The sequence below is a fragment of the Chromohalobacter sp. 296-RDG genome, from assembly GCF_029889885.1.
GTDB lineage: Bacteria > Pseudomonadota > Gammaproteobacteria > Pseudomonadales > Halomonadaceae > Chromohalobacter.
Genome location: NZ_JARANY010000046.1, coordinates 1 through 20,761 on the forward strand (window position 1 = coordinate 1; position 20,761 = coordinate 20,761).

Annotated in this window: 22 protein-coding genes; 9 read left to right on the forward strand and 13 right to left on the reverse strand. The window is 57.4% G+C overall.

Translation table 11 applies throughout. The annotated features are described in order from the left end of the window. The 5 genes from OP495_RS13340 to OP495_RS13360 form a co-directional block, all read right to left on the reverse strand. Nucleotides 1-612, reverse strand: coding sequence for a lambda exonuclease family protein (locus OP495_RS13340; RefSeq protein ID WP_280569901.1), 612 nt, complete (start codon nucleotides 610-612; stop codon nucleotides 1-3). A 59-nt stretch (nucleotides 613-671) separates the two neighbouring features. Further along, a complete protein-coding gene (locus tag OP495_RS13345; protein WP_280569903.1) occupies nucleotides 672-1,409 on the reverse strand; it encodes an ERF family protein in 738 nt (245 codons plus the stop codon). 11 nt (nucleotides 1,410-1,420) lie between these two features. Beyond that, the gene (locus OP495_RS13350; RefSeq protein WP_280569904.1) at nucleotides 1,421-1,606 is read right to left on the reverse strand and encodes a hypothetical protein; all 186 of its coding nucleotides are present in this window, start codon (nucleotides 1,604-1,606) and stop codon (nucleotides 1,421-1,423) included. Between the two features lie 104 nt (nucleotides 1,607-1,710). Further along, nucleotides 1,711-2,679: a DUF932 domain-containing protein gene (locus OP495_RS13355; protein ID WP_280569907.1), complete on the reverse strand. Its 969-nt coding sequence runs from the start codon at nucleotides 2,677-2,679 to the stop codon at nucleotides 1,711-1,713. 65 nt (nucleotides 2,680-2,744) lie between these two features. Beyond that, entirely contained in the window at nucleotides 2,745-3,062 is a 318-nt protein-coding gene (locus tag OP495_RS13360; RefSeq protein ID WP_280569910.1) for a hypothetical protein, read from the reverse strand. A gap of 231 nt (nucleotides 3,063-3,293) precedes the next feature. Here OP495_RS13360 and OP495_RS13365 point away from each other — a divergent pair, with 231 nt between their 5' ends. Further along, nucleotides 3,294-4,541 carry a GTPase gene (locus OP495_RS13365; protein ID WP_280569913.1) on the forward strand — a complete coding sequence of 416 codons (1,248 nt, stop codon included), beginning with the start codon at nucleotides 3,294-3,296 and terminating at the stop codon, nucleotides 4,539-4,541. Between the two features lie 234 nt (nucleotides 4,542-4,775). Here OP495_RS13365 and OP495_RS13370 read toward each other — a convergent pair whose 3' ends face one another. Both OP495_RS13370 and OP495_RS13375 read right to left on the reverse strand, forming a co-directional pair. Next, nucleotides 4,776-6,023, reverse strand: coding sequence for a site-specific integrase (locus OP495_RS13370; protein ID WP_280569915.1), 1,248 nt, complete (start codon nucleotides 6,021-6,023; stop codon nucleotides 4,776-4,778). 345 nt (nucleotides 6,024-6,368) lie between these two features. Then, nucleotides 6,369-7,232, reverse strand: a complete 864-nt coding sequence (locus OP495_RS13375; RefSeq protein ID WP_280569916.1) for a YicC/YloC family endoribonuclease — start codon at nucleotides 7,230-7,232, stop codon at nucleotides 6,369-6,371. Nucleotides 7,233-7,395: 163 nt separating this feature from the next. Between OP495_RS13375 and rph the strand changes: the two genes are divergently transcribed. Then, a complete protein-coding gene (gene rph, locus OP495_RS13380) occupies nucleotides 7,396-8,118 on the forward strand; it encodes a ribonuclease PH (RefSeq protein ID WP_280562502.1) in 723 nt (240 codons plus the stop codon). A gap of 78 nt (nucleotides 8,119-8,196) precedes the next feature. On the opposite strand, the gene OP495_RS13385 is transcribed toward rph, so the two are convergent. Further along, nucleotides 8,197-8,964: an exodeoxyribonuclease III gene (locus tag OP495_RS13385; RefSeq protein ID WP_280562503.1), complete on the reverse strand. Its 768-nt coding sequence runs from the start codon at nucleotides 8,962-8,964 to the stop codon at nucleotides 8,197-8,199. Nucleotides 8,965-9,057: 93 nt separating this feature from the next. Here OP495_RS13385 and pyrE point away from each other — a divergent pair, with 93 nt between their 5' ends. From pyrE to rep, 4 genes are all read left to right on the forward strand, one after another. After that, nucleotides 9,058-9,744, forward strand: a complete 687-nt coding sequence (pyrE, locus tag OP495_RS13390; protein WP_280569919.1) for an orotate phosphoribosyltransferase — start codon at nucleotides 9,058-9,060, stop codon at nucleotides 9,742-9,744. A gap of 80 nt (nucleotides 9,745-9,824) precedes the next feature. Next, nucleotides 9,825-10,379, forward strand: a complete 555-nt coding sequence (locus OP495_RS13395) for a YfaZ family outer membrane protein (RefSeq protein ID WP_280539777.1) — start codon at nucleotides 9,825-9,827, stop codon at nucleotides 10,377-10,379. 263 nt (nucleotides 10,380-10,642) lie between these two features. After that, nucleotides 10,643-11,146 (forward strand): tRNA (uridine(34)/cytosine(34)/5-carboxymethylaminomethyluridine(34)-2'-O)-methyltransferase TrmL, encoded by a 504-nt coding sequence (trmL, locus tag OP495_RS13400; RefSeq protein ID WP_280562506.1) that lies wholly within the window; start codon nucleotides 10,643-10,645, stop codon nucleotides 11,144-11,146. Beyond that, entirely contained in the window at nucleotides 11,143-13,200 is a 2,058-nt protein-coding gene (gene rep / locus OP495_RS13405) for a DNA helicase Rep (RefSeq protein WP_280569921.1), read from the forward strand. The genes trmL and rep overlap by 4 nt, the downstream gene beginning before the upstream one ends. 39 nt (nucleotides 13,201-13,239) lie before the next feature. On the opposite strand, the gene OP495_RS13410 is transcribed toward rep, so the two are convergent. Beyond that, a complete protein-coding gene (locus tag OP495_RS13410; RefSeq protein ID WP_280569923.1) occupies nucleotides 13,240-14,160 on the reverse strand; it encodes a LysR substrate-binding domain-containing protein in 921 nt (306 codons plus the stop codon). A 156-nt stretch (nucleotides 14,161-14,316) separates the two neighbouring features. Between OP495_RS13410 and OP495_RS13415 the strand changes: the two genes are divergently transcribed. The 3 genes from OP495_RS13415 (at nucleotide 14,317) to OP495_RS13425 (ending at nucleotide 17,282) form a co-directional block, all read left to right on the forward strand. After that, complete coding sequence (locus OP495_RS13415) at nucleotides 14,317-15,522, forward strand: CaiB/BaiF CoA-transferase family protein (RefSeq protein WP_280569926.1); 1,206 nt, start codon at nucleotides 14,317-14,319, stop codon at nucleotides 15,520-15,522. Nucleotides 15,523-15,533: 11 nt separating this feature from the next. Further along, nucleotides 15,534-16,358: a CoA ester lyase gene (locus OP495_RS13420; protein ID WP_280569928.1), complete on the forward strand. Its 825-nt coding sequence runs from the start codon at nucleotides 15,534-15,536 to the stop codon at nucleotides 16,356-16,358. A gap of 255 nt (nucleotides 16,359-16,613) precedes the next feature. Continuing rightward, on the forward strand, nucleotides 16,614-17,282 hold the full coding sequence (locus OP495_RS13425; RefSeq protein ID WP_280569930.1) for a GntR family transcriptional regulator: 669 nt from the start codon (nucleotides 16,614-16,616) through the stop codon (nucleotides 17,280-17,282). 74 nt (nucleotides 17,283-17,356) lie between these two features. Here OP495_RS13425 and OP495_RS13430 read toward each other — a convergent pair whose 3' ends face one another. From OP495_RS13430 to OP495_RS13445, 4 genes are all read right to left on the reverse strand, one after another. Then, entirely contained in the window at nucleotides 17,357-18,859 is a 1,503-nt protein-coding gene (locus tag OP495_RS13430; protein WP_280569933.1) for a tripartite tricarboxylate transporter permease, read from the reverse strand. 3 nt (nucleotides 18,860-18,862) lie between these two features. Next, complete coding sequence (locus tag OP495_RS13435) at nucleotides 18,863-19,354, reverse strand: tripartite tricarboxylate transporter TctB family protein (RefSeq protein WP_280569935.1); 492 nt, start codon at nucleotides 19,352-19,354, stop codon at nucleotides 18,863-18,865. A gap of 33 nt (nucleotides 19,355-19,387) precedes the next feature. Next, nucleotides 19,388-20,392: a tripartite tricarboxylate transporter substrate binding protein gene (locus tag OP495_RS13440; protein ID WP_280569938.1), complete on the reverse strand. Its 1,005-nt coding sequence runs from the start codon at nucleotides 20,390-20,392 to the stop codon at nucleotides 19,388-19,390. A gap of 107 nt (nucleotides 20,393-20,499) precedes the next feature. Continuing rightward, nucleotides 20,500-20,761: enolase C-terminal domain-like protein (locus OP495_RS13445; RefSeq protein ID WP_280569940.1), on the reverse strand; the 262-nt coding region annotated here is incomplete at its 5' end.

The following is a 20,761-nucleotide window of genomic DNA, read 5'->3' on the forward strand; positions in this document are numbered from 1 at the left end:
TCAGGCCGCCATCACCAGCGCCATGCGGCGCTCCAGTTCTTCGTGGAAGGCGTCGACCCGCTCGGCGATGGTGCGGATCATCGCCTCGTCCCGATAGGCGCGTTTCACGAATAGCGGCATCCCCGGCCAATAGCTGACGAAGTCGATCCACTCCCGTTCGCTGACCCACAGGCCGCCCTGGCATTGGGCGACATGTTCCGGGGGCAGCTCACCGGCCAGCAGCAACTCGATCTGATACTTGGGCAGCTTGGTCTTGATTTCGGCGAGACCGTTGCGGTCCACCAGGCAGTCGGGCGAGTAGCCGACGCCGTGATTGAGGATGATGCCGACCTGCTCCAGGTGCGGCAGCCCCGTCGCCTCGTGGTAGAGCTCGCGGGCTACCGGCTCCAGTGCGTGGCCGCGCTGGGTGTGGGCATTGCCCTGGAAGGCATCGGAAGGCTCGCCGGTGATGCGCTCACCGATCAACTGATGCATGTAACTCAGCGCCCCGGTGCCGAAGCCACCCGGCCCCTTGCCCTTGACCAGCAATGTCTTCAGCTCGGACATGGTGACGATCCCCAGCCGGGCGGCATGCCACTCGGGCGTGCCCTGGTCCAGTGTCAGAGTCTGCATGACGACCTCCTTTTTCGATGACGCGGCATAGACCGCGAGGGGATTCCCCTCGCGGCCGGTCAGTGAGATTGCGAGTAGGGCTGGGCGCGCTTCTGCAGCGAGGCGCGCAACTTGTCGAAATCGCTGCGTGGTACCTGCTTGGCATCGCCGTACTTGCCGACGAACCACTCCTGGGTAGCCGTCGGGCAGGCGCCCATCAGTTGCCGGATCTGGCTCGCCTGAAACGCAGTCACGCGCGTCACCGAGACGGCGGCATGCCCGTTGTCGTCCTGGCCCCGGGTGGTGATGTTGAGCAAGGCGCAGAGCACGTAGCGTTTGCCGTAGCTGGTCGACGAGCCGAAGGCCTGGACGGCGTTCTTGTTACCGCTTACGTCCGCCGGCAGCAGCATGCTGGTCTCTTCCCGGTGGCCGTCCTGGTGCATCAGCACGCCGGTCACCTGAATCGCACGCTCCTGTGTCTGGATACGAAAGCTCACCGCGAAACCGTGCTTTTGCATGATCGGGCGCACGGTATCGACGATGTCCTCCAGCGTGGCGTAGTGGCCGTTGTTTCCTTGGCCACGTTCGGCAATGCTCGGCAGCTCGGTCTGCATGGCCGCCATGGCGGCGCTGTAGGCCATGAGTGCCTGGCGATCCAGTACACGCTCCTGCATCTGCAGCAGACGCTCCATCTTGTCGATGTCGACGTCGGGATTGAGGGCAGCCCGCTCGATCACCTGAATGATCGCGGTGCTGTCCTGATCGGACTGAGCCACCGGCGTCTGACCGTGGGCATTGGGTTTGATGGGGGTTGCCATGACGGCCTCCGTTAGCGATAGCGGTTGATGACATCATCGAGCTGGTCGGCACGGACCGGCTCCAGGGACACGGCCACACGGTAGAGACGGCCCTCGGCCAGCACGTGGGTGTCCGTCGTGTATTCATCGGCCTCCAGCAGTTGACGCGTCAGCTGGGTCAGGGCGCGGCAGGTCTCGAACGTCATGCGCGGTTGCATCGATACCTCCAGAAACAGCGACGCCCGGCCTGAGAGGGGCCGGGCGCACTGCCGTAATGATGGAAAGACAGAAAAGACAGGCGTGATAAAAGGTCGGCGGCGGCTCAGGCCACCAGCGCAAGCGCGGACTCCAGGGCCTTGTCCTTGAGAGTGGCGCCTTGGCCGAACCACGCTGAATCCATGCGGTAGTCGTTGCTGCGGGCGCGCTTCTCATGATCCACGTACTCGGTGACCGCGTTGAGCAGGCCCCAGGCGGTGCCTTGCGCCGTGCACAGTTGCGAGCCACGCCCTTCGCCCTGATAGAGCTTCTGGACGCGATTGAGGGCGCGGACGTTGGGCAGCCTGGAAGGATCATCCAGCGGGCCATCGGTATTGCAGATGACCGACTGGAAGTACGTCTGGGCTTCCGCCTGGCTGACCTTGCGATCGGCCAGGGTCTTCATGCGGACCATGAAGTCGTCCCACTGCGAGACCGAGAGGCCCAGCTGTTGCTTGACCAACTGCGGACGAAACTCGGTGCTGTGGGGAACCTTCACGCCCTGACTCATGCCCGCCACAGCGATGCTCAGGGTGTTGTGACAGACCACGCGCACCGAGGTGGGCGTCGCCACCGTGGCCAGAGAGCCGTCACACGACGTGGCCAGCAGCAGGTAGTCGTTGATCTGATCCTGCCCCTTCAAGGCACCGCCCAGACCGCTGCGGGCCAGGGCCCAGAACTTGCGGCCGCCCTTGAGCATCCCGGCGGTCTCGAGCTCATAGCCCGCGTATTCCGTGAGATCGCGGTAGAACGCCAGCACCTCTTCCGGCTGCACCACCTTGTAGCGCTGAGAGACCACCGACAGCGGCGCCTGAGTATCGGAACGGTAGAGCACCTTCTGTTCGGGGAAGGAATGGATGCTGCCTAGATGTGACGCCGAATCGGCAATGAAACGCACCGGCGATGCCTCGATGTGCCAATCCATGCCGGCCTGCTGTCGCCAGACGTCCAGCGGTTGATGAGGGGGCAGCTGGTGCCCCAGGCCATGCCAGGGAGTATCGCCGACGTAGGCCGTTTGCTCGATTTGATGGGCCATGAGAAAGCTCCTGAACGAAAAAAAGCCGGCAGAGCGCCAGCCGGGTGAAAGGGGAGAGAACAGCGTCAGTCCCGCACGCGGAAGGCGTGGCCACAGCCCAGACAGAGCCAGGGGGGCCCTTCGCCGGGAGGTAATAGATGACGGACCATTTGGTTGCCGGCCGCAGCACCGGCGATACCGCCGGAGGCGCCGGCAATAACCGCACTCGCCACACGGCTGAGCGGCAAGTGCGCGGATGCCACCGTCAGCGTTCTGACGGCGTAAAGCGATCCATAGACGCTCTTGAGGCTGCCGGCCAGCGCACCGGCGGCGATGCCGAGCTTGCGGGCCGTCTCGAGATTGATGAGGTGCTGTGAGCGACAGCGCATGCAGGGTGGGGCCATATCACGACTCCTGTGGCGGTGAAGAAGCCCGGGAAGGGCTTGGCTCACAGGAGTGATATAGGGCTTAAAAATGTTGGGTTCTGCAAGTTAAAGAGCGCCATGGGGTATCTATTTGGTAAGTATTTTTTTGTGTGTCAGTAAAAATAAGACTTCATGGTGGCTGGGTAGGGTTAAAGTTTTTCTTATGTTTGCCGATATAGGCCTTGTTGTTCTATTTGAATAAGGTTTTTTATGAATAAGCCAGATGGTGAGAAGCACGGTAAAGTTTTTGATGAGTTGGAAGGGATTTTTGAGAAGCTTCCTGAAGTTCTTTTTAATAGGGTGAAGAAAGACTTGGAAGTCATGAAGGAGATTTTTATAGAGTCTCGCCCAGCAAGGGTCTTGATTATAGGCAGGAGAGGGGCAGGGAAGTCCTCTCTAGTGAATGCGCTAGTTGGTGAAAAAGTGGCTGAGGTAGGCTCTGTAGTTTCAGAGACTGGAAAAGCAAGTTGGCACACCGTTAGCAACGGGAATGGCGAGGTTGAAATAATTGATACGCGAGGTATTGGAGATGCAACAAAGCCTGCTTCTTCTGAGTTTGATAGCTCTTTAGAAGAGCTTAAGGCTGAAGTAGAGAAAAAATGTCCTGATGTTATTATTTTTGTATGCAAGGCTAAAGAAGTCGATGCTCATCTTTCAGAAGATATACATGCGATAGAAAAAATAAGGAGTCTGGCAAGTAAGCAGCACGCGGCAGAGATCCCAGTGATGTCATGTGTGACGCAGGTCGATGAACTGGATCCTCGGAAAGTAAATCTTGGTGTCGATGATTGTAAATCTGAAAAATATATAAAGAAAGAGAATAATGTAAATCAAGCCTGCGAGGTTATTAGAAAGCAGTTTGACGAAAAAAGTGTTTCTTTAATCGAGGTGGTTCCAGTAAGTGCATATGCTGAGTATGACGAGGATGGGGGGGTTGAAGATTCAGATTTCTGGAATATTGAATACTTAAAAGAAAAAATAATTGATGTGCTTCCATATTGTGCTCAATTGCAACAGGCTAGGGCAGATAAGCTAAAGAATATGCAAAAGCGACTTGCCAGGAAGGTTATTCATACTACTGCCGGCACATGCTCGGCAATTGCTGTTACCCCTATCCCTTTTGCTGATGTTACTCCCATCGTAGCTTTGCAAGTGGCCATGATTTGCGGTATTGGAAAAATTGGGGGGAGAGAGTTCTCTAAAGAAAATGCTAGGGAGTTTTTGGTAGCAATGGGGGCTAATGTTGGAGCTGGATTTGCACTTCGTGAATCGGCAAGAACAATAGCGAAATATATTCCAGGTGTCGGGAGTGTGGTTTCTGGATCAGTGGCATTTTTTGGGACAAAGGCAATTGGTGAGGCAGCTATAGCTTACTATATTGATGAAGTGAGTGAAGAAGTGGCTAGAAGTATATTTAATAAAAAGAAAGATGAAGAGAGGGATAATGAAGTGGGGTGATATGCTTGATGAATAGCTGCGGACGATTATTGCAAGCTAAAAAGGATTGACTTCCCAAGTTTGTATCATTTCGCTTCTGCAAGAGAAGATCGTTTTGATTGATGATGACGTTTCTTAACAATGCAGTTCACAGACGAGGGGGCTTTTCTGAGCCCTTTAGGAAAGGGTATCGGTTTCCACTTACGACTAAGTGGAAACCTGCCATGACGGTTATTAGGCGAAGAGATATTGAGGTCATTGGGAGGATACTGAAAATCCATTCTGCGCTTCATTGATAGCAGGCTCAACCAACGCTGCCACCTTGCCCATCGCCTCTTTGCGCTCTTCAAAGTAGTCGTAACGGTCGTAGATGCCCTCGACGCCCTTGAGCTTGTGGTTCAGGCAGCGCTCCGCGACATGGCCAGGCGTGCCTGTGGCAGCCAGCAGGCTCCGACAGGTCCGGCGAAGGTCGTGTACAGTAAATATGGCGATATCCGCCATCTTGTTCTCTGGTTGCAGCTTTCTGCCTGGCTCTTGGCCGAACAGTTTGGAAATGGCACGATTCAGTGTGTCCTTGCCCATGTGGGGTTGTTTGCTGCTGCGTCGATTGGGGAACACAAACTCTGAGCCGCATGCGCGTACCTGAAGTTCCTTCAACCAGTCGATGGCCTGTGGCGGAAGCGGTACTCTGATCCCGACGCCTGACTTGCTGCGCTCCCCGGGCAGTTGCCACTGGCCGTTTTTCAGGTTGAACTCCTCCCACTTGGCTTCGGTCAATTCGGTCTTCCTTATCCCCAATACGAGAAGAAGGGCACAAGCGAGATAGTTCTCCCGACTGAAGCTTGCGTTGTTTTCCCTGAAAACTTGAAAGACTTGATGGATCTCATCAAGGCTCAGTGCTCTGTCGCGGCTTTTCTCGATGCCCCCCGCGTCATTGGTATTGAAAGCCGCTGCCGGGTTGTAAGTGAGTAGCCCCAGCTTGATGGCGTGATTGAATAGCTGCTTTAGATACATCAGGGCGTCGTTGGCGATGGTCGGGCGTCCGCTATCGGCGACTTTCCTGACGATGGCCCGTACATCCATGGGGGTGACGCTCTCCAAGGCGAGGTTGCCAATAGAGGGTGCAATGTCCTTTTCAAAGATGCGCTTCGGTATATGAGGGTGCTTGAGGCGTTTCTCCAGATCCTGATGCCAGTCGCTGAACAGGTCCTGGACGGTATGGATGGTGGCCTTTTCCTCACGCTTGCGCTCTTCAATGGGATCGACCCCGTTGCGGATGACCCGCTGAGCTTCTACAGCTCGCTCGCGAGCTTTAGCCAACGAAAGGTCTGCGTATTTGTCCAGTGTCAATTCACGCCGCTTTCCGGCTAACGTATATCGAAGCATCCAGTAGGGCGCACCCTTCCGGGGGATCATCAAGTACAGGCCGTTGCCATCGCTGTGGCGTCCCGGTGTGCCGTCCTTGATCAGAGCCTGGGCCTTCTTGGCAGTAAAACTCCCCATCATTATCTCCCGCAGCATGCCATAAAAAATTGAAACGATCGTTTGAGAGGATGGTGGTCAGGATATGGCATGCCTCATCAGGAACCTGTTTTCAGGACAGGGATGGTCAGGTTGCTAGGGCAGAGAAGCCTGGATGAGACGCTCATGGCTAGGGGGAAGCATTTGAAGTGGGGAGTACTCATATAGAAACCGCTCCTTTTGGTGGGGGTATGTCAATATACTCCCCATTGTACTCCCCGTATAGCGATGGCTTAAGCTGGATTTTAGTGAACAACCATAGACAAAGTCTTCTGTTGTTTGTATGAAAAACAATAACTTATGGTCTTTGATGGATGAGCGTGGACATTACTCAATATTCTGTATCTGCTCCCTCATCTGTTCGATCAACACCTTGAGCTCCACTGCGCAGCGGGTGGTGTCGGCGACGATGGATTTCGAGGAGAGGGTGTTGGCTTCACGGTTGAGTTCCTGCATCAGGAAGTCGAGGCGGCGGCCGATGGGGCCTTTTTGCGTGAGCTGACGTTCGACTTCGGCTACGTGGGTCTCGAGCCGGTCGAGTTCTTCGGCGACATCGGCCTTCTGGGCGAGCAGGGCAATTTCGGTCTCGATACGCTGAGGATCGAGCTCGGCCTTGAAAGCAGTCAGACGCTCGACTAGTTGCTGGCGCTGGCGTTCCAGAATCTCGGGCAGGTGGGCGCGGACCTCGGCGACCACGGCGCGCATGCCCTCTAGCCGATCGCGGATCAACTGCGCGAGGCGTTCGCCTTCGCGGGCGCGGCCGGCGATCAGGTCGTTCAGCGCGGCATCGAAAAGTGCGTGCGCAGCGTGCTGGACACGTTCGAGGTCGAGTCCGTCACTTTCGAGCACGCCGGGGTGATCGAGCAGTGCCAGGGCATCGGGCATGGCGGCATCGGGTACCTGTGCGCGTACCGTATCCAGTGCCTGGGCCAGGGTGGCCAGGCGTGTCTCGTTGACGCGGAGCGTGGTGTTGCCGTGGGCCGGTTCGAAGCGCAGGGTGCATTCGACCTTGCCGCGTGAGAGGCGCTTGCGCAACGCATCGCGATAATGCGGCTCAAGGTCGCGCAGATTATCCGGCAGGCGGAAATGCGGTTCCAGGTAACGCTGATTCACCGAGCGCAACTCGAGCTGCAAGCTGCCCCAGTCGGCGTCCTGTGTCTGCCGGGTGAAGGCGGTCATGCTGTAAGCCATGCGATTCTCCTGCGCTGCGAAGCCATTCTTTAATCCTGCAGTCTAACCGATTCACGGTCCGCTTGAGGCCCGCTTGAGTGTAGAATGCGCGGATTGCTGCGGCGTGGCCGCGACTTGATTGTTCCGAACCTGGTTTTTTCGATCGACGATGCAGAGAGGTGGTATGCGCCCGAGTGGACGACAGCCCGATCAACCCCGCGAGATTACGCTCGAGCGGGACTATACGCGCCATGCGGAAGGTTCCGTATTGGTGAGCTTTGGTGATACCAAGGTGCTGTGCAATGCCAGCGTCGAAGCCGGCGTACCGCGCTGGCTGCGCGGTAAGCATCAGGGATGGGTTACTGCGGAATACGGTATGCTGCCGCGCGCCACGCATACGCGCGGTGGGCGCGAGGCCACGCGCGGCAAGCAGGGTGGTCGCACGCTGGAGATTCAGCGCTTGATCGGCCGTTCGCTGCGCACGGTGGTGGATCTCAAGAAACTCGGCGAATTCACGATCACCGTGGATTGCGACGTGATCCAGGCCGATGGCGGTACACGCACGGCGTCGATCACCGGCGGCTGCGTGGCGCTGGTGGACGCGATCCATCATCTGCAGCGCGAGAAGCTGATCAAGAAGGATCCCTTCAAGCAATTGGTGAGCTCGGTGTCGGTGGGCATCTTCAAGGGCCAGCCGGTGGTGGATCTCGACTATCCCGAGGACAGCACGGCAGGCACCGACATGAACGTGGTCATGGCCGAAGATGGCGGTTTGATCGAGGTGCAGGGCACCGCCGAAACGGCGACGTTCACCCGTCAGGAGCTCAATGCGATGCTCGATCTGGCCGAAGGCGCCGGAAGTAAGCTGTTTGCCCATCAGCGCGAGGCGCTGGGCTTTCGCGACTGATCGCGGACGCTAGCATGCGGCAAGAACGCACGACGCCGGCCTGGGGCCGGCGTCATCATTTGCGCGGGACCGGCGACGTTACAGGTCGAGATCGTACTCGACGATGAGCGGCGCGAATTCAGAGAAAGTGGCGTCGCGGTCGATCCAGGCATCCACCACGTGGCGGCGGAAGTCGGGGCCGACGATCTGATAGTCGAGGCGCCAGCCTTCCTGACGCATGCGAGGCACGTCCTGATCGAGCTTGGGCCACCAGGTATACTGGCTGGCATCGCGATTGACCTCGCGGAAGGTATCGATATAGCCCATCGGCCCGAAAACCTGGTCCATCCACGCACGCTCTTCGGGACGAAAGCCAGGGGTAGTCTGATTATCGGCCCAGTTGGCAAGATCGATGGTCTTGTGCGCGATGTGCCAAGTACCGCAGATGATGTACTCGCGGCGCTTTTTGATCATCTTGTTGAGATATTCCTGATACTGGCTCATGAAGGACTGCTTGGCCTCCATGTCGCTACCGTCGGGCATCAGGAAGCTGGCGATGCTGAAGCGGTCGTAATCGGCCTGCAGGAAGCGCGCTTCGTTATCGCACTGGGGAAAGCCCAGCCCGTACATGATGGCCTTGGGAATCTTGCGGCAATAAAGTCCTACACCCGAGAAACCGTCTTCCTCGGCATCCAGGAAATAGCCTTCGTATCCCTCGGGGAAAAGAATGCTGTCGTCGAGTTCGAAGCTTTTGGCCTTGAGGTTCTGGACGCAGATGACGTCGGCGTCCTGGTTGGCCAGCCAGTCGAGAAACCCCCTCCCGACCGCTTCGCGGATTCCGTTGACATTGATGCTGGCGATTTTCATACATGGCCCCTTTTTCGTCGCGCGTGTATGATACCTGAGCTTTCGACGTTTAGGTAAATGTGTAATAGCGATCAGGGTGATAGGGAGTCCGGCGTGACCGCGCAACTGCAACCATATCAGCAGGAGTTCATCGAATTCGCCATCGCAGAAGGCGTGCTCAAGTTCGGTGAATTCACCCTCAAGTCCGGGCGGGTCAGCCCCTATTTCTTCAACGCCGGTCTGTTCAAGAGCGGCCGAGCCCTGGCGTGTTTGGGCCGCTTCTATGCGCAGGCCATCGCGCATAGCGGTATTGAAGCGGATGTGCTCTTCGGCCCCGCCTACAAGGGCATCCCGCTTGCTACGACCACGGCCGTGGCACTGGCCGACCATCATGACCGCGACTTGCCGTTCGCGTTCAACCGCAAGGAAGCCAAGGACCACGGCGAAGGCGGCAACATCGTCGGCGCCGCGCTCGCCGGGCGGGTGCTGATCATCGACGACGTCATCACTGCGGGTACTGCGATCCGCGAGGTCATGGACCTGATCGATGCCGCCGATGCCCAGGCGGCGGGCGTGGTCATCGCCCTCGATCGTCAGGAGTGCGGCCAGGCCGAAGAGGGCGTTCAGCGCCGCAGCGCCATCCAAGAGGTCGAGGCACGCTACGCCATGCCGGTCGTGAGTATCGTCACGCTCGACCAGGTGCTGACCTATCTCGAAACCCATGCCGGTGACGATCTCAAGCCTCATGCCGAGGCCATTCGTGCGTATCGTGATCGATACGGTGTGCGGCTCGACGGATAAGGTTTGAAAACGGCGTTTTTAAACTGATGCGATTATGCCATAGTGATGGCAGTGTTCACCATTTTTTGCGGGAGTACCTCATGATCAAGTCACTCGGTTTCGCGCTCACCTCCGCCGGCCTCCTGCTGGCCAGCCAGCAGGCCATGGCGCTCAGCGTTTCCGCCAACGCGGGTGCTGATTCACAGGGGATCGAGGCGAGCCAGAGCATCTTCCCTACCCTGCGCGCTAGTGTCGGCTACTTCACCTCGGACGATAGCGGTCATGACGCGGACGCTTATTCCGGGTCGTTGATGTTTTCGCCCTATCTGCCGCTGGTCGATCTCTCGGTGGGCGCGCGCTATCAATACCAGGACACGCACTTCGGCGACGGTGGTGGCGTCGGGCTCGGCGGTTCGGCCTACGTCGATACGCCGATTCCGCTGACCTCGGTGGGCGGCTACGGCTTTTATACGCCGGACGGCCTGAGCCACGGCGACATCGAGAAGAGCTACGAGTACGGTGCCCAGGCCCGCGTCAACGTTGTCTCGCAGACATACCTTTATGGCGGCTATCGCTACTATCGCACCGACTTCGATGAGAGCGGCGAGCATACACTCGATAGCGGGCCGGTGCTGGGTGTCAGCGTCGGCTTTTAAGGGCGTCCCGGCTGCGCCGTTGGCTGTAAGCCATAAGCTTTAAGCTGGAAGAAAGATCAACAGCACAATCTGTGGCTACGAGCTACGAGCTACGAGCTACGAGCTACGAGCTACGAGCTACGAGCGTTGGCGCCGGCCCCGGGCGCTACAAAGAATATTTGAGCGTCGGTTCCGAGGCGCTGCAGAAAGAACATCGGCGTCCCATTCGGGGCGCCGATTGCGTATCATGCAGGCACATCGCCGCCATTGGCAGAGTGATCCTCATGCTCGATATCGTACTCTTTGAGCCTGAAATTCCGCCCAACACGGGCAATCTCATCCGTTTGTGCGCCAACACCGGCTTTCGTCTTCATCTCATCGAGCCGCTGGGCTTCGCGCTCGACGACAAACGTCTGCGTCGCGCCGGGCTCGATTATCACGAGTGGGCGCGGGTCAAGGTGCATGCCGACTGGGATGCCTTCCTGGAAAGCGTGCAGCCAGCGCGCGTGCTGGCGGTGTCCACGCGTGGTCGCACCGGGTATCACGACGTCGCCTATCGGGAAGGCGATGCGCTGGTCTTCGGTCCCGAAACTCGCGGTCTCCCGCAGACGATGCTGGAGGCTCTGCCGGAAGCGCAACGTCTGCGCATCCCCATGCTGCCGGATAGCCGTAGCCTGAACCTCTCCAACGCCTGCGCGATCCTGGTGTATGAGGCCTGGCGTCAGCTCGAGTTCACCGGGGCCGCCCCCGTGGCGGGCGTGAATGCGACGGAAACGGTTCACGCATGAGTCTCCCCATCTCAATCCATAAGCGCATTGCCGGCCTCAATCCGCGCCAGCAGGAAGCGGTTCGTTATATCGATGGCCCGTGCCTGGTGCTGGCGGGTGCCGGGTCAGGCAAGACCAGCGTGATCACTACCAAGATCGCTTATCTGGTGCAGGAATGCGGGATGAGCGCGCGCAAGATCGCGGCGGTGACCTTCACCAACAAGGCGGCGCGCGAGATGAAGGAGCGCGTGGGGGAGATGCTCAAGGGACGCGAGGGCCACGGCTTGACGGTGTCGACCTTCCACACCCTGGGGCTCAATATCATTCGTGGCGAATTGAAGACGCTGGGCTACAAACCGGGCTTTTCGCTGTTTGACCCCGAGGATGCCAAGGCACTGCTGCGCGATCTGATGCAGAAGGAAGCGGATACCGACGCCGAGCAGATCAACGCGGTGCAGAGCCAGATCTCGCAGTGGAAGAACGATCTGGTGTTACCGGGGCAGGCGATTTCCCATGCTGCGGATGAGGGCGCGCAGTATGCGGCACGGGTGTACGAGGCCTACAACCGTCACCTCAAGGCCTACAACGCCGTCGACTTCGACGACCTGATCCTGCTGCCGGTGATCCTGCTGCGCGACAATCCCGACGTCTTGGCTCGCTGGCAACGCAAGATCCACTACATGCTGGTCGACGAGTACCAGGACACCAACGTCAGCCAGTATCAACTGGTCAAGTTGCTGATGGCCGAGCGCGCCACTTTCACCGTGGTCGGCGACGATGATCAGTCGATCTACGCCTGGCGCGGGGCGCGGCCCGAGAACTTGGTGACGCTGGGCGAGGACTTTGCGCGTCTCAACGTGATCAAGCTGGAGCAGAACTATCGCTCCACCGGGATTATCCTGCGCGCGGCGAATACGCTGATCGGCCATAATCCCCACGTCTATGAAAAGACGCTGTGGTCGGAGATGGGCCAGGGCCATGCCATTCGCGTCATCGTCAATCGCCACGAGGAAGCCGAGGCCGAGCGTGTCGCCAGCGAGATCCTCACCCGGCGCATCAAGGAGCGCGCCGAGTGGCGCGACTTCGCCGTACTGTATCGCGGCAACTTCCAGGCACGACTGCTGGAACTCAAGCTCCAGCATTACCAGATTCCCTACAAGCTCTCCGGCGGCACGTCGTTCTTCTCGCGCAATGAGATCAAGGACGCAATGGCGTATCTGCGCTTGCTGATCAACCCCGGCGACGACAACGCCTTCCTGCGTATCGTCAACGTGCCGCGTCGCGAGGTCGGCCCCGGGACGCTGGAGAAGCTCGCCAACTACGCCACCGAGCGGCATGTATCCTTGTTCGCCGCCTGCCACGAAATCGGTCTCGAACAGGTCCTGCCGACGCGTGCCGTGGAGCGCCTGTCGCGCTTCACGCACTTCATCGACGGGGTGCGCCGGCGCATGGACCAAGGCGACGCTATCGCGGCGATTCGCGAAATGCTGCATGACATGGATTACGAAGCCTGGCTGTTCCAGAACGCTAGCGCCCCGACCGTCGCCGAGCGGCGCATGGCCAATGTGTGGACGCTAGTCGACCAGCTCGAGAAGTCGATGCACCGGGACGACGAAGATGGCGAGGCCTCCGAGGAGACCGACGACGTACAGTCGGCCATATCGCGCCTGGTGCTGCGCGATATCCTCGAGCAACAAGCCGAGGAAGACGACTCCGACCGGGTGCAGCTACTCACCATGCATGCCTCCAAGGGGTTGGAGTTCCCCCACGTTTATCTGATGGGGCTGGAGGAAGACTTACTGCCGCATCGTAACGCGATCGAGACGGGCACCATCGAAGAAGAACGCCGCCTTGCCTATGTCGGCATCACCCGCGCGCGGCGCACGCTAACCCTGACGTTGGCCCGTCAGCGCAAGACCTACGGCGAGCTGCTGGATTGCACCCCCAGCCGCTTCCTCGAGGAACTTCCGCCGGATGACCTGGAATGGGAAGGGCGCGCCGACAAGGAAGACCCCGAGAAAAAGCAGGCGCGCGGCCAGGACGCCCTGGCGGGTATCCGTTCGCTGTTGGGATAGCGTGGATCTCGGCGCCGGTGCGTATGGGGCTTCTCGGAGTCACTCTGCTTTTAGCTGGCCAGGTTCGACAAACCCCGGATAGTTGACGATGGTATCCAGCAACTGTTGGCCACAGCTCGGCAAGGCATCCACTTCGCGGACGACGATGCTACGTTCGCGGTGGGCCCATGTGTCCTGCAATGCAATGAGCCTGATGTCCATCGTTTGCCGATAACGCTGGGCACAAGAGGCCGGTAGAATGCCGATGCCAACGCCGGCCTCGATCATGCGACAGGCGGACTCGAAGCCGAGAACCTGGATTCTCAGGGGGAGGGGTTGTCCCAGACCCTGAACCTGCTCTTTCAGGAACTGCATCAGCGTGCTGCCGTCGTGCAGACCGACATGGCGATAATTCAGGCTTTCGTGGAAGGCGACCTGATGTCTTGCCGCGAGATCATGCCCTTGTGGGACGACAAGGACCAGTCGGTCCCGGCTGAAAGGCACGCATTGCAGCCCCTGTGATGTGACGTCACCTGCCACGATACCCATATCGGCTGCCCCATCGAGTACGCCGCGGATGATGTCATGGGTCAAGCGTTCCTGAAGATCGATGGTAATGCCGGGCCGGGAAGCGAGGAATTGAGCCAATACGTCCGGCATGAAGTCGCTCACGGCTGTCGTATTGGCAAAGATGCGCAGATGACCGGCCGCTCCTTCGGCATAGCCCGAGAAATCGGTTTTTACATGCTCGACCTGGCGGAGAATCGTCCGCGCATGCCGGAGCAGCCGCTCACCCGCTGGGGTAGTCTCCACTCCTTGACTGCTGCGATAGAAAAGCCGACTGCCTAATTGGCCCTCGAGAGCTTTCATGCGGGTGCTGGTGGATGCCGTCGAAAGGTGAGCGCGCTGGGCTCCGCCCGTCATGCTATGGGCCTCGGCAACGTGAACGAACAAGCGCAAATCCGGCAAATCGAAATGCATGATGTGTTTCCCGAGCTTTAAGTGAAGGTTTGATCACGGTCTTTGGTGTTCGGCTTGGCCAAATCCCGCCTTGCGTAAATGCAAATTCACCCCGTGCATTTTCTCAATGCATGCTGAAGGCGCCAGCCCCATAGACGACAGCCAAGGAATACATGCATGACAGCATTACCGACTTTTCAACGTCCCCTGGACGGCGTGACCGTCGTGAGCCTGGAACACGCGATCGCTGCACCCTTCTGCACCCGGCAGTTGGCGGACATGGGCGCGCGCGTCATCAAGGTCGAGCGTCCTGGCGTCGGCGATTTTGCGCGTGGTTACGACGCGCGGGTCAACGGTTTGTCTTCTCATTTCGTATGGACTAACCGCTCCAAGGAAAGCCTGACACTCGACGTCAAAAATGACGAGGCCAGGACGATTCTGGACAATTTGCTGGGCCAAGCCGACGTATTGGTACAAAATCTGGCGCCGGGTGCCGCGACGCGTCTGGGACTGTCCTTCGACACGCTGCACGCCGAGTTTCCAGGACTTATCGTGTGTGATATCTCGGGCTATGGCGAAGACGGTCCTTATCACGACAAGAAGGCCTACGACCTTCTGATTCAGAGCGAGGGGGGCTTTCTTTCGACGACGGGCACGCCGGGCTCGCAAGGCATGGCCAAGGCGGGCTGTTCGGTTGCCGACATCGCTGCCGGCATGTATGCCTTCAGCAATATTCTCTCTGCCTTGTTGCTGCGCGGACGCACCGGTGTGGGTAGCCATATCGACGTGTCGATGCTGGAGAGTCTCGTCGAGTGGATGGGCTATCCCATGTACTATGCGTTCGACGGTGCCGAGCCGCCGCCTCGAGCCGGTGCCTCGCATTCCACTATCTACCCGTATGGACCGTTTCCGACCGGCGATGACAAGACCGTGATGCTGGGCCTACAGAACGAGCGGGAGTGGCAGGCTTTCTGCGAGAAAGTGCTGCAGCAGCCTGAGCTGGCTGGAGACACGCGTTTCTCCACCAATGCCAGGCGCTCCGAACATCGTGACGAGTTGCGCGCTCTTATCGTGCGCGTATTTAGCGGAATGACGGCGGAAGAAGTGCTTGCACGCCTCGATGAGGCGCAGATCGCCAATGCCCATGTCAACGACATGCATGGTGTCTGGGCGCATCCGCAACTCAAGGCGCGTCAGCGCTGGACGCTTATCGACAGCCCGGCGGGCGAGATTCCGGCTCTGCTACCGCCGGGACAAAGCAGTACTTATGCTCCTCGGATGCAGCCGGTACCTGCGCTGGGCGAGCACAGCGAGATGATCCTTGCCGAACTGGAGTATGGTCGCGACGATATCCAGCGCTTGAAAGATAACCGCGTCATCTGACGGAGCTTCTGATGAATCCACACGCCCTGCGCTCTCTTCTATTCGTGCCAGCCACCCGGCCGGATCGCATCGCCAAGGCCCTGGCCAGCCCGGCGGATGCCGTCATCGTCGACCTGGAGGACGCCGTCGCCGACAGCGACAAGGCCAATGCCCGGGACACGCTCGAGGCATTTCTGGCGGATAATCCGCAGGCCATGCTCATGGTGCGCGTCAATGCCCCCGGCACCCCGCACCATGAACTCGACCTGGCGATATGCGCGCGCCAGGCGGCCATCACGCATGTGATCGTGCCCAAGGCCGAGTCCTGCCAGGCACTGGAAAAAGCCGCCGCCTGTGGCAAGCCGTTGTGGCCACTGATCGAAACGGCGCAAGGTTTACTGGCGCTGCCTGGCCTGGCCGGTGTTGCTGGCGTTGAACGGCTGAGTTTCGGGGCGCTGGATATGATCACCGAGCTGGGGCTGACACCCGAGACGCCTGGCGCTCGGCAAATGCTCGATCAGGGACGCTATCAACTGGTGGTCCACTCGCGCGCGGCGGGCCTGGCCGCGCCGATCGAGAGCCCGCACCCTGCCATCGACGACACGGATGCTTTGGCGCAAACGGCCGTTCACGCCAAGGAGATGGGGTTTGCCGGCATGCTATGCATTCACCCCCGGCAGTTGCCCGCCGTCAACCACGCGTTTTCCCCCAGCGAGGCCGACGTCGCCTGGGCCAGGCAAGTGGTCGACGGTGCCAGCCACCAGGCAGGCGCGTTCAGTGTCGAAGGTCAGATGGTCGACGCGCCGGTCATCCGCCGCGCCCAAGGCATCCTCGCCAAGCACGAAGCGGGCGAATAATGGTCGCAAGCTCCCAAGGATAAGTGGCTGGTTATAGCGTTCTTGTCGGGTGCGCGCTAGCTATTGATCGTGCAAAAAGGGGGGGGGGGATAGCAGGGTTAGAGCCTGATTGATAGAATATTGCCAGAATTGAATTCAAAATATAAAATTCGTTATCCGCTATCAGGATGCGGTTGAGGTATCCACATGGCGAGCGGAATCGCCGCTTGATTGTCATGTAGTGCGATGCTGTGTACCCGGACATTGGATAGGTCTATGGATAAGATCAAGCAGAACACTCTGCATGGAGAAGTTGCCGCTCGTATTCGCGATATGATCGACGCGGGTACGTTGGCGCCTGGGAGCCGAGTTCCTGAAAAACAGCTTTGTGAGCAATTTGGTGTTTCGCGTACCCCTCTGCGAGAAGCTTTGAAAGTATTGGCCTCGGAAGGATTCGTAGAGTTGCTACCGAACCGAGGTGCGCGTATTTCTAAGCTGACCATCGATACTTTACAGCACACGCTGGAAGTTATGAGCGCCCTTGAGGGGCTATCCGGTGAACTGGCTTGCGCACATATTTCCGAGGCCGAGCTTGCCAACATAGAAGCGTTACACTATCAAATGTTAGCTTACTATAAAAATACCAATATGGCCGAGTATCTGTTGACCAACCAGCAGATACATGAGGCAATCGTAGTTGCCTCACGGAATGACGTCCTGATTGATGTTTACAAGAGCCTGAATCAGAGAGTTCGGCGCGTTCGTTTTTCCGCCGAGCTCAGCAGAGAATACTGGGCTAAAGCGGTACAAGATCACGAGGATATCATTGCCGCCCTTCGTCGGCGTGATAGTGAAGCACTGGGTCAAATTCTGCGCCGTCATCTTAGCGATAAAGTCGAGGTTTCTTCCTTAGCCGGCATGGCGGAGCAAAAAAACTTACCGTGATATTTTAGATTTTGAAGTGAGCAGACCACCGTGTTAAAGAGGGATGGTCTGCTTTTGGATTTTAAAAGTAACTGCTAGGCTTTTCTGGCGCTCGCTCTCCGGATTTTGCTATAAATCTTGGCCAAGTACGGACCGTACAGAATAAGTGCGGCCAAAGCGAAAAGCACCATGGCGATTGGGCGGTTAAGGAAGATCGTTAGATCGCCGCCCCCCATAGAAGAAGTCTGGATTAGTGTTTTTTCGAACATTCCACCGAGAACGATCCCTAGTATTAAAGGAGCGGTAGGATAATCATAGCGCTTCATAAAATAGCCAATGATACCGAAAGCCAACGTTAGCCAAACCCCCCACATGCGGTTTTCGATAGCGTAAGCACCGATGAATGATAGGAACAAAATACAGGGGTAAATCAATGCATAACGGAAGCGAAGGAGCGAGGCAAATACGGGAACGAGAGGCAGGTTAAGAAGTAATAGTATTGCGCTTCCAATGAAGAATGAGCACATCAGTCCCCAGACTAAGTCAGGCTCGTTGGTAAAAAGCAGGGGACCGGGTTGAATTCCGAAGACAATGAAAGCGCCGAGCAAAACCGCCGTTGTTCCTGAGCCGGGAATACCCAAAGTGAGGGTGGGTACGAAGGCACCATTGACTGCTGCGCTATTTGCAGCCTCCGACGCGGCAACTCCTTCTATGGCGCCTTTACCGAATTCATCCTTGTGCTTCGAGAAATGACGTGCCAGATCGTAACCCAGGAAAGATGCTAGTGTGGCACCAGCGCCTGGTAGTACCCCGATAAAAAAGCCAAGTAGTCCACTGCCGCATATGGTAGTCCGACATCTCCGCCAATCCTCTCGCTTCAAGATCATATCACGAAAGTGTGTACGTATTGGTTCGACTTTACCGCTGCGGACTTGATGCAGTACTTCGGCTACCGCGAATAGGCCAATCACCACCGGCAAGAAGCCAATACCTCCAAATAGATTGATAAAGCCAAAGGTAAAACGCGCGTTACCACTTTGCGGATCGAGGCCAATGGTAGTGATTGCCACGCCTAGAGCGGCCATGGCCAGTCCCTTAGTCCGTGATGTACCACTAAAACCAACAATGCTAGTGAAGCCGAGAACGATCAGTGCACAAATCTCGGGGGCCCCGAAATGAAGCGCCAAAGATGCGAAGACCGGCGCTAACGCCATGAGGAGAATCAAGCTGATGATGCCCGAAACGAAGCTTGAGACCGCGCCTATGGCCAAGGCTGGACCGGCTCGGCCTTGTCGAGCCATGGGATAGCCGTCGATAGCGGTAACGACGCTGGCCGAGTCGCCTGGCGTGGCGATCAATATCGAGGTGATCGTCGCACCATACTGCGCACCATAGTAGATACCAGCGAGCATGATGAGGGCCGTGGTTGGGCTCAAGTTGAGCGTCAACGGTAATAGCAAGGCGACGCCGGTGGCCGAGCCTAGCCCGGGTAATAGGCCGATGACCGTGCCGAGTAATACTCCGATGAAACAGTAGAGTAGATTCATTGGGGAAAGCGCGGTGCCAAATCCCGTTACTAGATGCGCAAAAAAGTCCACTACTCAGCCTCCAATCAGTGGGGCACTGATGCCGAGGGGTAAACGAATCCCCATGAATTGGTAAAAGATCAGCCAAGCGAGAAGACCTATACTCAGACTGATGATTAAGCTGAACCAAAGACGTTCCTGTTCCACGCCGGCCAAGATCGCGAAAACAAGGATTGAAAAGGTCAAAAGGAATCCTAGAATAGGCGCCAAAATAGTTGCTATAAGCAACAATCCAAAGATCAATGCTACGGATTTCGTAGTGCTGTAGCGCGCTCCTTTGTCAGTATTTGACTCGGATTCGGTGTCATCTTCTGTTGGATTTATCGTGGCGTGAACGCGAGATCTCCAGGTTTCCCAGCCGATCATGGCACCAAAAACGACCAATAGTAGGCCGACTATGAAAGGGACGAAGCCCGGACTAATCCGGGCTTCTTCTCCCAAGATGCCGTAATCGACCGAGAGGGTGGAAAACGCCGCTCCTATTGCGACAAGGATCAACGCTCCCACGTAATCTCCCCTCGGTTTCATGGTAATTACCTCTCAGTCCGTTTCCTTGAGGAGTGGAGCAATAGTATCATGCTGCTTTGCAAGGAAATCGGCGAATTCATCACCGGTGCGGACCTTGGGCGTCAGGTAGTTGTTGTTAATATAGGTCTTGTAGCCCTCGGTTTTAGACCACTCCTTGATTGCATTTTCCCAGTAGGTTTGTTGTGCCTCGCTGAGGCCGGGTGAAGCGAGTACTCCACGGAACTGCAGGGTCGGGGTGATATCGACATCGATTCCCGCTTCGGCGATTGTCGGAACCTCGGACAAGGGAGCTCGGTCGAATCGTTCGTCCTTGAAAATGGTCAGGGCGCGGACCTTATCGGCCTTGATGAGCTCAATGGCCTCCCCGGGATTGGCGCCAGCAGCAGCAACGTCACCACCGAGTAAGGCAGCGTTATTTGCTGAACCGGACTCGAAGACCACACGGTTGAATGAAACATCCTGATCTTTTTCGATCAGTTTGAAGGATAAAGAGGCCGGGCTACCCTTGCCAGAGATGGCTATGTTGACCTGCCCTTCCTTTGCTGCATCGACTAGGTCGCTAATGGATTTATACGGGGAATCATTGGCGACGATGATCATCGTATGATCCTCGGCGGCTTCAGCAATGGGCGTCAATTTGTCCCAATTGTATGGGACATCGTTCATGATGGGCAGGATAATAGCTGCCCCTGTCTCTGACGCGAGAAGGTAGTTGGGATTGCCTTTGCGCTGCAGAAGTGTCGAATAACCGACGGCTCCTGAACCGCCGACTATGTTTTGGACAGAAATATCGATGTTGTTTCTGACTTCCTCAATGCCCGCCGTCGCCGCGCGGCCGAAGATATCACTCCCACCACCGGGTTTGAATGGCACCACCATCGAGACTTGCTGCGACGGAGACCATGAGGATTCTTGGGCGTGGGCGGAACTTGCTAATGTTACGGATCCCAAGGCGCAGGCCATCGCTATGGAACTGCCGACCTTTAGGAAGTTTTTGCGCTTTTTGGTGATAGTCATTGTAGTTCTCCCAATATATCTGTGAGCTAAGCGATTGTTCTTTTGAGCGTAAAGCGTTGCCTGTCTCCTCTATAAGTTAAAGAGTGAACGTTACCGTCGAGAATGGGCTACTCGACGATATGAAACTGGCCGAAGTTAGCTTCGTTAAGTGTGAGCCCGAGTCCAGGAGTGTTGTCATCCAAGTGGAGATACCCATCGATGGGTTCCGGATCGCCTTCGAAAAGGTAGTAAAAGAGCTCGTTGCCGATCTCGACGTCATGCACCGGGAAGAACTCGGACATCGGCGAGGCCAGCGACGCCATGGTCAGATGATAGTTGTGCATCTGCCCCGCGTGCGGAATCACCGGCACTTCGAACGCTTCCGCCATG